Annotated in this window: 16 protein-coding genes; 11 read left to right on the forward strand and 5 right to left on the reverse strand. The window is 66.0% G+C overall.

From position 1 onward, the window contains the following. Nucleotides 1-35: 35 nt before the first annotated feature. The 3 genes from BM197_RS06355 to BM197_RS06365 are packed head-to-tail and all read left to right on the forward strand — an operon-like array spanning nucleotide 36 to nucleotide 2,437. A complete protein-coding gene (locus BM197_RS06355) occupies nucleotides 36-875 on the forward strand; it encodes an MBL fold metallo-hydrolase (protein ID WP_090709872.1) in 840 nt (279 codons plus the stop codon). A 9-nt stretch (nucleotides 876-884) separates the two neighbouring features. Next, nucleotides 885-1,286 (forward strand): RNA-binding S4 domain-containing protein, encoded by a 402-nt coding sequence (locus BM197_RS06360; protein WP_090709873.1) that lies wholly within the window; start codon nucleotides 885-887, stop codon nucleotides 1,284-1,286. A gap of 17 nt (nucleotides 1,287-1,303) precedes the next feature. After that, nucleotides 1,304-2,437, forward strand: a complete 1,134-nt coding sequence (locus BM197_RS06365) for an acyl-CoA dehydrogenase family protein (RefSeq protein ID WP_425435696.1) — start codon at nucleotides 1,304-1,306, stop codon at nucleotides 2,435-2,437. Between the two features lie 41 nt (nucleotides 2,438-2,478). Here BM197_RS06365 and BM197_RS06370 read toward each other — a convergent pair whose 3' ends face one another. Beyond that, a complete protein-coding gene (locus BM197_RS06370) occupies nucleotides 2,479-2,856 on the reverse strand; it encodes a VOC family protein (RefSeq protein ID WP_090709875.1) in 378 nt (125 codons plus the stop codon). Nucleotides 2,857-2,978: 122 nt separating this feature from the next. Between BM197_RS06370 and BM197_RS06375 the strand changes: the two genes are divergently transcribed. Both BM197_RS06375 and BM197_RS06380 read left to right on the forward strand, forming a co-directional pair. After that, nucleotides 2,979-3,350: a glyoxalase superfamily protein gene (locus BM197_RS06375; protein ID WP_090709876.1), complete on the forward strand. Its 372-nt coding sequence runs from the start codon at nucleotides 2,979-2,981 to the stop codon at nucleotides 3,348-3,350. Nucleotides 3,351-3,401: 51 nt separating this feature from the next. Continuing rightward, nucleotides 3,402-4,376 (forward strand): LLM class F420-dependent oxidoreductase, encoded by a 975-nt coding sequence (locus BM197_RS06380; RefSeq protein WP_090709877.1) that lies wholly within the window; start codon nucleotides 3,402-3,404, stop codon nucleotides 4,374-4,376. 17 nt (nucleotides 4,377-4,393) lie between these two features. On the opposite strand, the gene BM197_RS06385 is transcribed toward BM197_RS06380, so the two are convergent. Next, nucleotides 4,394-4,603, reverse strand: coding sequence for a hypothetical protein (locus BM197_RS06385; RefSeq protein WP_090709878.1), 210 nt, complete (start codon nucleotides 4,601-4,603; stop codon nucleotides 4,394-4,396). A gap of 92 nt (nucleotides 4,604-4,695) precedes the next feature. Here BM197_RS06385 and BM197_RS06390 point away from each other — a divergent pair, with 92 nt between their 5' ends. Beyond that, nucleotides 4,696-5,202, forward strand: a complete 507-nt coding sequence (locus BM197_RS06390; RefSeq protein ID WP_425435693.1) for an O-acetyl-ADP-ribose deacetylase — start codon at nucleotides 4,696-4,698, stop codon at nucleotides 5,200-5,202. A 4-nt stretch (nucleotides 5,203-5,206) separates the two neighbouring features. On the opposite strand, the gene treZ is transcribed toward BM197_RS06390, so the two are convergent. From treZ to glgX, 3 genes are read right to left on the reverse strand one after another with little or no spacing between them, the layout of a single operon-like run. Beyond that, the gene (gene treZ, locus BM197_RS06395; RefSeq protein WP_090709880.1) at nucleotides 5,207-6,949 is read right to left on the reverse strand and encodes a malto-oligosyltrehalose trehalohydrolase; all 1,743 of its coding nucleotides are present in this window, start codon (nucleotides 6,947-6,949) and stop codon (nucleotides 5,207-5,209) included. Nucleotide 6,950: 1 nt separating this feature from the next. Then, nucleotides 6,951-9,278 carry a malto-oligosyltrehalose synthase gene (treY, locus tag BM197_RS06400; protein ID WP_090709881.1) on the reverse strand — a complete coding sequence of 776 codons (2,328 nt, stop codon included), beginning with the start codon at nucleotides 9,276-9,278 and terminating at the stop codon, nucleotides 6,951-6,953. Then, the gene (glgX, locus tag BM197_RS06405) at nucleotides 9,275-11,485 is read right to left on the reverse strand and encodes a glycogen debranching protein GlgX (protein WP_090709882.1); all 2,211 of its coding nucleotides are present in this window, start codon (nucleotides 11,483-11,485) and stop codon (nucleotides 9,275-9,277) included. Before glgX ends, treY begins: the two co-directional genes overlap by 4 nt. 256 nt (nucleotides 11,486-11,741) lie before the next feature. Between glgX and BM197_RS06410 the strand changes: the two genes are divergently transcribed. The 5 genes from BM197_RS06410 (at nucleotide 11,742) to BM197_RS06430 (ending at nucleotide 15,039) form a co-directional block, all read left to right on the forward strand. Beyond that, nucleotides 11,742-12,920 (forward strand): baeRF2 domain-containing protein, encoded by a 1,179-nt coding sequence (locus BM197_RS06410; RefSeq protein WP_090709883.1) that lies wholly within the window; start codon nucleotides 11,742-11,744, stop codon nucleotides 12,918-12,920. Between the two features lie 25 nt (nucleotides 12,921-12,945). Next, nucleotides 12,946-13,149, forward strand: a complete 204-nt coding sequence (locus BM197_RS06415; RefSeq protein ID WP_090709884.1) for a hypothetical protein — start codon at nucleotides 12,946-12,948, stop codon at nucleotides 13,147-13,149. A gap of 290 nt (nucleotides 13,150-13,439) precedes the next feature. After that, on the forward strand, nucleotides 13,440-13,847 hold the full coding sequence (locus BM197_RS06420) for a DoxX family protein (RefSeq protein WP_090710217.1): 408 nt from the start codon (nucleotides 13,440-13,442) through the stop codon (nucleotides 13,845-13,847). Further along, nucleotides 13,844-14,533 (forward strand): hypothetical protein, encoded by a 690-nt coding sequence (locus tag BM197_RS06425; protein WP_090709886.1) that lies wholly within the window; start codon nucleotides 13,844-13,846, stop codon nucleotides 14,531-14,533. The genes BM197_RS06420 and BM197_RS06425 overlap by 4 nt, the downstream gene beginning before the upstream one ends. Beyond that, on the forward strand, nucleotides 14,530-15,039 hold the full coding sequence (locus BM197_RS06430; protein WP_090709888.1) for a mycothiol transferase: 510 nt from the start codon (nucleotides 14,530-14,532) through the stop codon (nucleotides 15,037-15,039). The genes BM197_RS06425 and BM197_RS06430 overlap by 4 nt, the downstream gene beginning before the upstream one ends. Nucleotides 15,040-15,052: the final 13 nt, after the last annotated feature.

The raw sequence follows: 15,052 nt of genomic DNA on the forward strand, positions 1-15,052 counted from the left end.
CTGAGCGTTCCTCGTTGCGACCGTAGAATCGAGCCATGTCCGAGTGGATCGAGGTATCTGACCGTGTTTACCATCGCCGGTACGATCCCCTCGACATTTCGGTTTCGGTGGTCGAAGGCGTCGACGGTCTCCTGCTTGTCGACACGCGGTGCAATCCGCGAGAAGCAGATGAGATTCGTTCCGACGTTGCTGAACTCAACTCACTGCCGATCCGCTGGGTGGCGAACACCCACGCTCATTACGACCACAGCTTCGGTAACCAGCGCTTCCCGGACGCGGAGATCATCGGCCACCATCTCGTTCCAAAGCATTTCGCGGAGTACGAACAGCCGAGACTGGACGCCTGGACCGAGAACCCGTCCGCCTACCCGCAATACGACTGGCACGGTGTGGAACTGACAGCGCCGACGGTCCTGGTGTCGTCGATCCACGAACTCGACCTGGGAAACCGCGTGGTGCGATTTCATCCGCTGTCACCAGGCCACACCGACACCGATCTTGTCGTCGAGGTTCCGGACGCCGCCACCTGGCTGGTCGGTGACATCATCGAACAGTCCGGTCCCCCGATGTACGGCTCGGGCAGTTTCCCGCTGGACTGGCCCGGGGTCCTCGACAGACTCGCCGAGTTCATCGCTCCAGGAGACGTCCTCATCCCCGGACACGGAAGCCCCGTCGACCGCGCGTTTCTCGTGGACCAGGCAGCCGTCCTGCACGTTGTCGCAGACAGCATCCGTTCGTCGTTCGAGCAGTCTGAGTCTGTTGAGTCCGCCAGTGAACGTGTCGCATCGGTCTCGCGCCTGCCCCTCGAGATCGTCGAGTCCGGCGTTCTGCGGGGGTACACCCTGCTGGCGTCTGCCGGGCCGGCGCGGTCGTAGGCTCAGAGCATGAACACCTCGCTTGCGAGCGCACGTATCGACAGCTGGCTGTGGGCGGTACGCATTTACAAAACACGGTCGATGGCGACGACGGCCTGCCGGGCCGGGCACGTACGGGTCGGGGGCGAACGGGTCAAGGCGTCACACGCGGTGAAGGTCGGCGACGAGATCCGGGTTCGCGAGAGCGGTTTCGACCGTATCGTCGAGGTGCAGCGCATCGTGGTCAAGCGCGTGGGCGCGAGTGTTGCCGCCGAGTGCCTGATCGACAGGACTCCCCCACCGCCGCCACGTGAAGAGGTGGCGCTCGTGCCGATGCGCGACCGGGGCGCGGGGCGCCCCACGAAGCGCGAACGCCGTGACCTTGAGAAACTGCGCGGCCGGGATGCCGTCGCATACGACCCGGAGGACTGACCGGGTTCTTCGGTAGTCTGGACGTCGTGACGATCCTGGACATCGACCTGCTTGAACGGATCCGCGGGAGGGCTGCCGGCTACGACCGGGACAACATTTTCTTCACGGAGGACCTCGATGAACTCCGGCATGCTGGTTACCTCGCCCCGCAATCCCTTGCGGAGGGTGTGAGGAATCAACGCCTCCTGGCCCGGTACGCACCAGCCACGGCACTGGGGATCAACATGCACCATGTGGTGGTCGGAGTTGCCCGTGTGCTGCACGACCGCGGCGATTCGAGTCTCGACTGGATTCTGGAGGATGCCGGGCGTGGCGAGCTGTTCGCCTTCGGTGTCAGCGAGGCAGGCAACGACGAGGTGCTGTTCGATTCCCGAACCGCAGCGACACCGGCCGAGAACGGGTCGTTCTCGTTCACGGGGCGCAAGATCTTCACCTCGCTGTCCCCTGCCTGGACACGCCTCGGCATCTTCGGCCGCGACGACTCCGACCCAGCCAACCCGTCGCTCGTGCACGGCTATCTGACCCGGGACACGAACGGCCACCGTCCGGTCGGCGACTGGAACCCCCTCGGGATGCGGGCGACGCAAAGCTATTCGACCGAACTGGAGGGAGCCGTCGTCCCCGCCGAACGGATCGCCCGAATCCTGCCCGTTGGCCCCAGCCCGGACCCGTACATCTTCGGCATCTTCAGCAACTTCCTGCTGCTTATCGGTGCGGTCTACGCCGGTATCGGCGACCGCGCACTCGAACTCGGTGTCAAAGCGGCCGGCCGCCGCACCTCCCTGAAGAACGGCGGGCGGCCGTACTCAGACGACCCAGACATCCGTTGGCAGCTCGCCGACGCCGCGATCGCCCTCGATTCCCTCGCTCCTCAGCTCAAGTCACTCGCCGCAGACGTCGACTCGCTCGCCGACCACGGTCCGGCCTGGTTCCGCCTGCTGGCGGGAGCGAAGACCCGCGCGGTGGATGTCAGTCGCGATGTGGTGGAGACCGCCATTCGGGTCACCGGCGGCAGCTCCTATGACGCCGGCACCGAGCTGTCGAGGCTCTACCGTGACGTCCTGGCCGGCCTGTTCCACCCCAGTGACCCGGAATCTGCGCACTCGACGGTCGCAACGAACCTGCTTGGACCCGCGACCAAGCAGGGCTGAGCCGGGGCTCCTCCGCTTCGGCCAGGGGCAGCGGGCGGGAGTTACTGCGAGATAACCGACAGCACGTTGCCGGCAGGGTCGCGGAACCACGCGATCGTCGGACCGTTGTCCCGCATGACCCCTTTTTCGTCCGTCGGAAGGTTCTCGTCCTCATAGATCTTCGTCGTGACACCCCTGCCGTTGAGCTCGTCCACGGCGGCATCGACGTCTGAGACGACGAAGTTGAGGATGGTGAAGGTCGCCGGCGTATGGTCGGGCTTCGGATAGGCAATCACCTCGGCGCCACCTGGCAGCGTGATCCGGAGAATTCCCATGTCGTCGTCGGCCACGGTCAGGCCCAGCTTCTCGGAGTAGAACGAGCGCGCCGCGTCGATGTCGTCGACGCTGAATCCGCTGAAGGCGTGAACAGGTGTGAACATTGCTTTCCTTCCCTTGAGAACAGGTTCACGATGGCACACGCGCCGGTGAACCGCGAGGGGGGTTACGGCATCCCAGGCGAGCTTCCTAGGCTGTCGCGGAAGAATCCGACAAGGAGACGCTCATGGACATGAAAATCGAACTCATCGCCGTCCCGGTCGCGGATGTGGAACGGGCGAAGGCGTTCTACGTGGACCAGGTCGGCTTTCATGCCGACCACGACTTCCCGGTCTCGGATGGCCTGCGCTTTGTGCAGCTGACACCGCCCGGCTCCGCCTGCAGCATTGTCATCGGTGAGGGGATCACCGATATGGCGCCCGGATCGCAGACCGGCATCCAGATGGTGGTCGCTGACGCGGATGCCGCGCGCGCACAGCTTCTCGAGAACGGCGTGGAGGCCAGCGAAGTCGACGAGCAGCCGTGGGGCCGGTTCGTGATGTTCGAGGATCCTGATGGGAACCGGTGGGCTTTGCAGCAGTTGCCGCCGAGGGACTGAGCGATCACAAGCCCTTGACCGCACGATGAGAGCGGTGGCAGTTTCGACGACATGACTCGATTCGGTTACACCCTCATGACGGAACAGTCCGGCCCCCGCGAGCTCGTGCGATACGCCGTCGCCGCCGAGGACCAGGGCTTCGACTTCGAAGTGATGAGTGACCACTACTCACCCTGGCTCACCGAACAGGGCCACGCCCCGTATGCCTGGACCATCCTCGGAGCGGTCGCCCAGGCCACCCGCAACGTGGATCTCGCCACCTATGTGACCTGCCCGACCCTCCGCTACCACCCCGCGGTCGTCGCTCAGAAAGCAGCCACAGTGCAGTTGCTGTCCGAGGGCCGGTTCCTCCTTGGACTCGGTTCAGGAGAGAATCTCAACGAGCATGTCGTCGGCGCCGGCTGGCCGTCGGTCGATTCCCGGCAGGACATGCTCGAAGAAGCGGTGCACATCATCCGGGAACTCCTCACCGGCGAACTCGTCACCTGGGAAGGTGAGCACTTCAGGGTCGACTCGGCCCGTGTCTGGGACGTTCCAGACGGCGGGGTACCGATCGGCATCGCGGTCTCCGGCGAAAAATCGATCCAGCGGTTCTCCCCGCTCTCCGACCACTTCATCTCGACGGAGCCGGACGCCGATCTCGTCGAGACCTGGAAAACGGCGCACGGCGGCGACATCTCAGCGGCGCGGGTGATCGGCCAGGTACCGATCTGCTGGGGACCCGAAAAGGATGCCGCGATCCGGCTGGCCCACGAACAGTTCCGCTGGTTCGCCGGCGGCTGGGCGGTCAACGCCGACCTGCCGACCCCGGCAGGATTCGCCGGTGCTTCGCAGTTCGTCCGGCCCGACGACATCGCCGACTCGATCGCCTGCGGTCCCGACCTCGACGAACTCGCCGAAAGCGTCCGCCCGTTTCTCGAAGCGGGTTACACCGACATCGCCCTGATTCAGGTGGGCGACGAGCGGCAGGACCAGTTCCTCGCCGAAGCAGCCGGTCCCCTCCTCGAACGACTCCGTGCCCTCTGAACGTCGCTCGTCGAAGCTCAGGACGGCCGCGACTGGTCCATCCACCACTCGGTGAACTCGACAGCCCGGTTGTCCGGTGCCGGCCGGATCACCCCTCCCCGCCACGGCTCGATCCACGGTTCGGTGTAGTACGCCGCATCATCGGTGAACAGCGAGCGGATGTCGCCCGGCGCGTTCGATTCCCAGGCCCGCTCGTATGCCTGGATCCAGGCCGTCAGATCGCTCATGCACCCGGTCTACCGCTCGTACCCGTCGCGGGCAACGGATGGTCCGAGTGCTGCGTCGGGGCTACGCTGGCTGGTCGGACGAAGGGGAGATCGTGGACATCGAACTGGTCGAAGGTGACATCACAGCGCAGGACGTCGACGCCATCGTCAACGCCGCGAACAATTCCCTGCTCGGCGGCGGTGGCGTGGATGGCGCGATACATCGCGCCGGTGGGCCGGAGATCCTCGCCGCCTGTCGCGCGCTGCGCGCAACGACAGTACCGAACGGTCTTCCGACCGGTGAAGCCGTCGCGACAACCGCCGGCAGGCTCCGCGCTCGCTACGTCATCCACACCGTCGGTCCGGTGTGGCATCCAGCCGAGGACCGCTCGCACCTGCTCGTCGCCGCCTATCGGAACAGCCTCAGGCTCGCCGCCTCACTCGAGGTCGCCTCGCTCGCGTTCCCGGCGATCTCGGCCGGGGTGTACGGCTGGCCCCTCCTGGATGCCGCGGCCATCGCGGTTCGGACGACGCGCGCCGAAGCACCACCGTTCCCGGTGCGCTTCGTTGTGTTCAACCGGCAGGCCGCTGACGCGTTCCGTGCCGCGCTGACGTCCTGATCGCTCAGCCCAGGACAACCACCGAGTGGGCAGGGACCCTGAGGCTCCCATCCGTAAGAGCTCCCACGTCCTCGCCCGTCGCGGCGAACGACAGCAATGCCGAACCGTCCGGCACCGGAACGGCGCGCTCGGTTGCGCTGAAGTTCAGCACCACCGCCGTCCCGCCCCTCCGGAGAACGAGCCAGCGTTCCGCTTCGTCGAACGTCACCCGGATGCGGCCGAATCGTGGATCGGTGAACTCAGGACGCTGCCTGCGCAGGTCGGCTAGTGCACGGTAGAAGGCAAGTACCCGCTCGTGTTCGGCCTGTTCGAGCTCGTTCCAGTCCAGTTTCGAATTCTCGAAGGTGGACGGGTCCTGCGGGTCAGGGACGACATCCGGGTCCCAGCCCATCCGGGCGAACTCGGCGATACGACCCTCAGCCGTGGCCTTGCCGAGTTCCGGTTCGGGATGCGACGTGAAGAACTGCCACGGGGTGGACGCTCCCCACTCCTCCCCCATGAAGAGCATCGGGGTGAACGGCCCGAGCAGGGTGAGCGCCGCAGCGATGGCGAGTTGCCCGGCATCCAGTTGGGCAGACAGCCGGTCGCCGATGGCGCGGTTTCCGATCTGGTCGTGGTTCTGGTTCGCGACCACGAGCCGCCAGGTGGGCATCCGTTCGGTGTCGATCGGGCGACCGTGGTCGCGTGCGCGAAAGCTCGAGTACGTGCCGTCGTGGAAGAACCCTCGGGTGAGCACCTTCTCCAGTGCCCCGAGCGGTTCGAAGTCGGCGTAGTACCCGCTCACTTCGCCGGTCAGGGCGACGTGGACCGCGTGGTGGAAGTCGTCGCTCCACTGCCCGTCCAGACCGTAGCCGTTCGCTTCACGCGGGGTGATGAGGGTCGGGTCGTTGAGGTCGGACTCGGCGATGAGGGTGAGCGGGCGACGGACCGCAGCGCTGAGCGCGGCAACCTCTGAGGCCAGTTCCTCGAGGAGGTGCGTTGCGCGCGAATCGACGAGGGCGTGCACGGCGTCGAGCCGCAGCCCGTCGACACCGTAATCGCGGAGCCACATGAGGGCGTTGTCGAGAATGTAACGACGAACGGTGTCGGAGTGTTCGCCGTCGAGGTTGAGCGACGAGCCCCACGTGTTGCCGGGCCCGTCGGTGAGGTACGGGCCAAATTTGGGCAGGTAGTTTCCGCTCGGCCCGAGGTGGTTGTAAACGACATCCTGGATAACACCTATGCCGGCCGCATGACAGGCGTCGACGAAGCGCCGGTACCCGTCCGGTCCGCCGTATCCTTCGTGCACTGCGTACCAGAGCACCCCGTCGTAGCCCCAGTTGTGCGTTCCGTTGAACGCGTTCACCGGGAGGATCTCAACGAAGTCCACGCCGATTGACGCCAGGTGGCCGAGTTTCTTTGCTGCGGCGTCAAACGTGCCCTCGGGGGTGAAAGTGCCGATGTGGAGTTCGTAGATCACCGAACCAGGCAGCTGGCGGCCGGTCCACGTGACATCCGACGGCTCTTTCCCGGTGAGATCGACGGTGCGGGACAGGCCGTGGACTCCGTCCGGCTGACGCCGGGACCGTGGATCGGGGAACGGCCCACCCCCGTCGACAAGGAAGCCGTAATCTGTACCGGGTGCAACGGCCAGTCCCGGCCGCTCCCACCAGCCGTCCTCGACCCGGGTTAGCTCGAGCGTGTCCGTGCCCAGCCTGAGGTCGACGCGGGACGCGCTCGGCGCCCAGACGCGGATGCCATCGGTCATGTCAGTCCTCCAATGCTCGGGAGTCATCGAAATCGTCTGCGACGAGAAGCGCGACAGGGTAACGGCTGAGCAGGTCAGCCAGCCGCACCGTTCCGCCCTCGAATCGTTCGCCTGTGAGGGAATCAACCCAGCGCCGCCCGGCGAGTTCGAGCGTCGTATCGCCCCAGCCGCCCGCGGCCTCAAGCCCGAGAGGCAACCGGGTGGCAACCGTCACGGCGTCGCCGCGGTCGAAGGCGACGACGTGGCCGGCAGCGCTTCCGTAGGCGGGGACGGGGAGGTACCGGGAGAACAATTCGGGCTTGTCGCGGCGCAGGCGGAGCGCCCGTGAGGTGACGACGAGCTTCGCAGCCCCGGTGTCGTCGATCTCCGGCAACCAGCCGCGATCGATTTGGGCGAGGTAGTCCCGTCGCACAGCGAAGTCGACCGGTCGGCGGTTGTCCGGGTCGACCAGTGACGTCTCCCAGAGTTCGCTGCCCTGGTACACGTCGGGTACCCCCGGAGCCGTGAGTTGAATGAGCTTTGCGCTGAGCGAGTTCGACCATCCGGCCTGGGCCACTCGCCGCACGAACGCGGTGACGATGTCGCTCACACGGCTGTCGTCGAAAACAGCCGCGACCAGTTCGTGCATCCTTTTCTCGAATGCCTCGTTCTGCTTGGTCCAGGTGGTCGAGGTTCCGGCTTCCCGTGCCGCTTTTTCGGCGTACGCGTCGAGTCGCTCCCGCGTGATCGGCCATGCACCGATCACGGCCTCCCAGAGCAGCTTCTCGAACGGGCCGTCATCGAGCGGCGCGAGCGAACGCAGTTCGCTGAGCACGGACTCCCATTCGGCGGGGATCTCCGCGAGCACAGAGATCCGAGCCCGAACGTCTTCTCCACGTTTCGTGTCGTGGGTCGAGAGGGTTGTCATCGAAGCGGGGAGTACCGCCTGCCTGTGCTGCTGGCGCGCATGGAACTCGTCGACGCCGATCGCGAACTCGCCCGGCTCGGCCCCCACTTCATTCAGCGAGGTGAGCCTCGAGAAGCGGTAGAAAGCGGTGTCCTCGACACCTTTCGCCATCACCATGCCCGAGGTCTGCTGGAACCTGACGGCCGCGGGATGCTCAGGGTCGCTGAGGACGGGCAGGAGGGCGTCGATCCGGGCGGCGAGATCGGGGCGTCTCGCGGCGGCGGCCCTGGCCGCATGGTTCAGGTGGTCGACACCGAACGGCAGATACGACCGGTACACCGGGAAGGCGGCGAGGAGCTCGGCAAGAGCGTCGTCCGCTCCGGGCACTTCGGGAATCAACCGCGCCAGGCGAAGCACCTCTGAGCGAAGAATGCCATCGGCGATGTCGCGTTTGCTGTCATAGATCAGCTCAGGCCAGACCGCGTCGATCTCGGCGGGTGTGCCCTGGAGGCGCCCCTCGAGGTCGTCGAGGACAACCTTGCCTGCGGGGTCGACGAGAACCCGGTCGATGTCTCCGAGCGCGTCGTAGCCGGTGGTTCCGGCGGCGGCCCAGCTGGGCGGGAGCTGCTCGCTCCCTTCAAGGATCTTCTCCACCAGGACATACGTGCCTCCGGTCGCGGCCTGCAGTGCGTCGAGGTATCCGCCGGGGTCAGCGAGCCCGTCCGGGTGATCCACCCGCAGTCCGTCGACGAGTCCTTCGCGCACCCAGCGCACGATCTCCGCATGGGATTCGGCGAAGACCCATGGCACTTCGACACGGATGCCTGCGAGCGAGTTCACGGCGAAGAACCGGCGGTAGTTGAGCTCGGCGTCTGCCCGACGCCAGTTCACCAGCTCGTAGTTCTGCCGATCATGCACCGTTTGGGCAGACGCACCGTCATCCGCGGTTCCTGGGGCGAGAGGGAATGCGTTGTCGTAGTAGCGCAGTTGGCCGTCGACGAGCTCGAGGGCGTCGAGTTCGCCGTCTCCGTCGCCGAGGACGGGAATGCGGATCCGTCCTGCTGCCGCAGCCCAGTCCACGTCGAACGCTTCGGCGTACCGGGACCCCTGCCCGTGGGTAAGCAGGTCCCACCACCAGGCGTTGGCCGACGGGGTGGCGACGCCCATGTGATTGGGCACGATGTCGACGAGGATGCCGCGGCCGGCGGAGCGGGCGACATCCGCCAGGTTCGCCAGCCCGCTCGCACCACCGCGGACCGGGTCGATCCGCGAGTGATCGATCACGTCGTAGCCGTGGTCGGATCCGGGCTCGGCGACAAGGAGCGGCGACAGGTAGAGCCAGTCGGCGCCGAGCGAGGTCACGTAATCGGTGACCTCGCTCGCGTCGTTCAGGTCGAAGCTCTCGCGGATCTGGAGCCGGTAGGTCGAGAGCGGCAGTCTCACGTGACCGCTCCAGGCTTGACCTCCGTGGACGGTGTGAGCTGCGACCCGGTCAGAACAGCGAGCGATGCCGCGACGGAGTGGTCGGGTTCAGCCTCCGGTGCACTGTATGCCCTCATGACGATGAGAGAGCGTGCTGCGACGGGCTGCTGTGCTCCGGCCGGGCGCGGTACAGAGTCCGCGCCCTCCCCCGCCGTGTCGACGACGATCTCCCACGCTGGCGAATATTCTTCGGGCGGGAGCGTGAACTCGGTGTCCTCGGCATCCGCGTTGAAAAACAGGAGGAAGTTCACATCCGTGATGACCTGCCCTCTGGCGTCGCGTTCGCGGATGCCCTGCCCGTTGAAGAACACCCCGACCGTGCGAGCCAGTTTCTCGTCCCAGTCCTCCGGCTGCATCTCGGCGCCGTCCTGGTTGAGCCAGACGATGTCGGGAAGCGGCTCCCCCTCGCCGCGCCGGACCGGTCGCCCGTCGAAGAAGCGGCTGCGCCGGAAGACAGGGTGTTCCTTCCGCAGCCGAACAACGGCGGCGGTGAACTCAACAAGCGGCGCATCAGTCTGGTCCCAGTGCACCCAGGTCAGTTCGTTGTCCTGTGCGTACCCGTTGTTGTTACCCTGCTGGGTCCTGCCGAGTTCGTCACCGTGCAGCAGCATCGGCACACCCTGCGACAACATCATCGTTGCGATGAAGTTGCGCTGCTGGCGTGCACGGAGCGCGAGCACCGTCGGGTCGTCGGTGTCGCCCTCAACGCCGGAATTCCACGAACGGTTGTGGGACTCCCCGTCGTTGTTGTCCTCTCCGTTCGCATCGTTGTGTTTCTCGTTGTACGACACGAGGTCACGCAGGGTGAAACCGTCGTGCGCGGTGACGAAGTTAATCGACGCGACCGGGCGGCGACCGGAGTGTTCGTACAGGTCAGCCGAGCCGGTAAGCCGCGAGGCGAACTCTGCAAGGGTCGACGGTTCCCCACGCCAGAAGTCGCGCACCGTGTCCCGGTACTTGCCGTTCCACTCCGTCCATTGCGGCGGGAAGTTGCCGACCTGGTAGCCACCGGGGCCGACGTCCCACGGCTCGGCGATGAGTTTCACCTGGGAGACGATCGGGTCCTGCTGCACCAGCTCGAAGAAGGTGGAGAGTCGGTCGACTTCGTAGAGGTCGCGCGCCAGCGCGCTAGCGAGGTCGAAGCGGAATCCGTCGACGTGCATCTCGGTCACCCAGTAACGCAGAGAGTCCATGATGAGCTGTAGCGAGTGCGGGTGCCGCACATTGAGGGTGTTCCCCGTGCCGGTGTAATCGGTGTAGTACCGCTTGTCGTTTTCTTCGAGGCGGTAGTAAGCCTCGTTGTCGAGGCCACGGAAGGAGAGCGTTGGGCCGAGGTGGTTGCCTTCGGCGGTGTGGTTGTAGACCACGTCGAGGATCACTTCGATACCCGCCGCGTGGAGGGACCGAACCATGCCCTTGAACTCCTGCACCTGCTGGCCGTCGTCACCGGTCGAGGAGTATGCGCTGTGCGGGGCGAAGAAGCCGATCGAGTTGTAGCCCCAGTAGTTGCTCAGCCCCTTGTCGAGCAGTGTCGAATCCTGAACGAACTGGTGCACCGGCATCAGTTCGATCGCTGTGACGCCCAGTTTCTGCAGGTGCTCGATGGTGGAGGGGTGCGCGATGCCGGAGTATGTTCCCCGCTGCGATTCTGGGATATTTTCGTTCAGCTGCGTGAGGCCCTTGACGTGGGCCTCGTAAATCACGCTCTGGTTGTACGGGGTGCGCGGATGCCGGTCGCCGGCCCAGTCGAAGAACGGGTTGACCACGACACTGAGCATCGTGTGCGGGGCCGAATCCTCGTCGTTGCGGGAGTCTGGATCACCGAAGTTGTAGGCGAACAGCGCCTGGCTCCAGTCATTCGTTCCGTAGGTCGCCTTGGCGTACGGGTCGAGCAGGAGCTTGTTGGGGTTGGCCCGCTTGCCCTGGCTGGGGTCGTAGTCGCCGTGCACCCGGTAGCCGTACCTTTGCCCGGGCTGCACTTCGGGCAGGTAGCAGTGCCAGATGAAGGCTTCGACCTCGCGCAGCTCGATCCTGGTCTCCTCGCCGCCTTCCTCATTGACGAGGCAGAGCTCGACCTTGTGTGCGGCTTCGCTGTAGACGGCAAAGTTCGTGCCGCTCCCGTCGTACGTCGCACCGAGCGGATAGGCGGTTCCTGGCCAGATTTCCATCGATCTCCTTGTTGGACGGTCGCCCGCGAACGTGCGGGCGCGCCGGGTACAAATCTAAGGTGTGGGTTCCCGCGCACCCTTTTCGGGGTCAGTCGCTGGCTTTTTCGCGCGCCGGATGATAGGGCGATCTGACGACTCACTGCAGGTACTTGTGCCGCCCCCGCTCCGAGGGTTTCATTGAAGCAACCGTTACATCGCGGAAGTCCCCGGCCCATTCGACGCTCGGTGTACCCCGCGCACATCGGAGGAGGAGATCATGGCCAACCACCCACCAACCGAGAACGGTGACATTCCCTCGGAGCATCTCCAGAAATGGGCGGCTCTCTGGCGGCGACAGGACCCTTCGAGCGTCGTCTATGTCGACGCTGCCACACTGGTCGACGGCTTAGGGCAGGATGCCGACGCACGCCGCCAGCTCATTCAGGAGGCCCTGGCCGAAGCCGGTGCCCCGCAGGCTGACCGCGCTGCGATCGACCGGATCGAGGCCGAGCCGACCCGATTCGGTGGTCCGTGCTCCCGCTTCATCGTTGTCACTGATGGTGAACCGGTTGTCGACGAGATCCTGGCCGGACCGATGACATCCGCTGAGATCGTGTCGTACTCGAACGTTCCGAACCTGCTCCCCCTGCTGGTCGACAAGAGCAACAATGCGCTCTATCTCATCGTCGAGGCGGGGCGCGACGGTGGTGAGATCCAGGCCTTCCGCGCTCGGCACAACAGCAGCCTGCGCCAAGCGGACGTGCAGGGGCGGACCGACAGCCTGAACAAGGTGCAGGCGGGTGGCTGGTCGCACAGCCGGTACCAGCACCACTCAGAGGAGATCTGGAAGCAGAACCAGAACCAGCTCGCCGACGCCGTCGATTCGCTCGTCCGTGAACTGCGTCCGCGGCTGCTCGTGCTCGCCGGTGACGTGAGGGCTGTGCAGCTGCTCGCGGAGGAACTCGCGCCGGCGTCGCGGGAGATCGCGTCGACGGTGCCGACACACGTTCGTGCCGCGGGATCATCGAGGGATGCCCTCAACGAACACGTAGCCGCCAAACTCGATGAGCTGCGTGCGAAGGACGAGGCCGCAGCGATCGATCGCCTTTCCGCCGGTGATTTCGAGAACGGTGCTGTCGGCGTCGGGGCCGTGCTCCATGCGCTCCAGCAAGGCCAGGTGGAGACGATGCTGATCGACCAGAACGCGATCGGAGACCGCACGCTCTTCGCGCTTGCGGCCGAACCGTGGGTGGCGTCCGCACCCGAAGAGGCACTCGGGGTCTCCGTGCTTGAATCCGTTCCCGCCACCCTCGCCCTCGCCCGTGCCGCGCTGGTTGCCGACTCCCGCCTGATGTTCGTGGACGCCGACCGGCTGCCGCAGCGCGCGGGCGTCGCGGCTGTGCTCCGCTGGCCCACCGGTCCGGCAGTCCCCGGTGGGTCCCGGCCGATAGCGTGACATTGGAAGAAATGCAGGAAGAGTCATGAGCAAGAAACAATCTGACGGGCGCGATGAACCACGCGGCCCCGGATTGAGCATCGGCGAGCGGATCACGGGCATCCGTGATCCGAAGGACCCGGACGGGCTGCTGACCCTCGACGACCTGCCGGAACCCACAGGCGACGTCTCGGATCTGAGCACACTCATCACCAAGGCGAGCCGCTATGGCGATGACACAGCGCGCTGAGCGACGGAGCTGTGCGGCGCGGTGTTGCAGGTGAGGCGCCCGAGCGGTGAGCGAGCGGACGCCGTTCGCGACATGGCACGGACGGCATTCGGCTGGGAAGAGGTCCGGCCGGGTCAGCGTGAGGCGATCGATGGGAATCTCAGCGGCCGATCGATCGGGCCCGAAGGGTCACCCCACGTCGTGGGAAGCACCCTTTGGGCCCAATCGATGCGCCGCGCGCAACGACGAACGAGATGCCCCACGAAGCGATCGCCATTGCCTCCGCCGGCGTCTGCCCATACTGTTGCTCCATGCCCGCGTTCCGAACTGACCGGTCCCTGCCACGGGCCGACGCCTCGGCGGCAGCCATGTCCCGCATCTTCGCTATCACGGGCGCCCTGCACTTCATCCGCCCAGAGATCTTCGATCCCATCGTGCCCCGCCGTCTGCCAGGCCCCAGCCGCTCGTGGACGTACGGCTCGGGCGCAGCCGAGTTCCTGCTCGCCGGTCTGGTGGCATCCCGCCGGTTCCGTAGTCTTGGCGGGCTTCTGGCTGCGTGCTTCCTCGTCGCCGTCTTTCCGGCCAACCTCCGCACCATGAGGGTGGTTCGCAGGCAACCGCTGCCGGCCCGGCTGGTCGCACTCGCCCGGCTGCCGATGCAGGTTCCTCTGATCGCTCTGGCTCTCCGGGTCGGCCGGGATGACGCGGGGCCCCGATGAGCGGAGCGTCCACCGTCGGCCGCTTGCTCGCCGAGGTCTTTTCGCTGCTGAAACGGCTGCGGCATCCTCGTCCCATCCATCCGCACGGCGTCGCCCTGCAGGGGACGGTGCGATTCCTCACCGGCAGTGCCCCCACCGGCGTGGCCTTCCTCGATTCGCCACCGGCAGCGGAGATCGCCGTGTCAGCGCGCGTATCCCGCTCGATCGGCGTGCCGTCTCCCCTGCCCGATGTGATCGGTCTCGCCCTGCGTCTAGCCACCCCGGCCGGTGCCGCAGACATCCTGCTCGCATCGACGGGCTTCGGCGTTCCCTCGCGATTCTGGCTGGCGCTGCAGCGCTCGCCCTCACGGGCCAAGTTCACCACCTTGTTCCCGTATCGCTCGCCGCGGGGCCCGGTACTCCTCGCCGCACGCACGATCGACCCGGAGAATCTGCCGACCGAACCGCGCGACCTGGCAGCGGCACTCGAACACACCACGTGGCGTCTCCGCCTGTACGCTGCGACACCGACCGGCCTGTGGCATCCGTTCGCGGTACTCGAACTGGGCCGTCCAGCGGGCAGCCCCCTCGACAGATCCGACCGTTACGACCCGGTGAGCAACGCGCTGCCGGGCACAGAATCGTACCCGTGGGCACGCCGCGTGCGGGAACCGTCCTATTCGACAGTTCAGGGGAGACCATCATGACCGGTGCAGATCTGTTGACGGATGCCTTCGGCCGGGTGTCCGAGAGCGTCCACCGGGTGGTGAAAGGCCTCGACGCCCGCATTCTGATGGCGAGGATCGACGCAGACGCGAACTCCATCGCCTGGCTGATCTGGCACCTCACCCGGATCCAGGACGACCACATCGCGGACATCCTCGACACCGATCAGATCTGGCTGTCGGCCGGCTGGGTCGACCGGTTCCGCCTGCCACTGCCGCCTGCGGACACCGGTTACGGTCACTCGAGCGACGAGGTCGCCGCCGTGGTCGTGGAATCAGCGGATCTGCTCCTCGGCTACTTCGACGAGGTGCACGACCGCACCCTGCATCTCGTCGCCGGACTGACGGAGAACGAGTTCGATCGGATCGTCGACGAGAACTGGACCCCGGCTGTCACCCTGGGGGTCCGGCTTGTGAGCGTGCTCACCGATGACCTCGAGCACATCGGGCAGGCTGCGTTTATCCGGGGCGTGCTTCAGCGCCGCTGAGCTCCGACGAAAT

The sequence above is a fragment of the Mycetocola miduiensis genome (genome assembly GCF_900115155.1).
GTDB classification, from domain to species: Bacteria; Actinomycetota; Actinomycetes; order Actinomycetales; family Microbacteriaceae; genus Mycetocola_A; species Mycetocola_A miduiensis.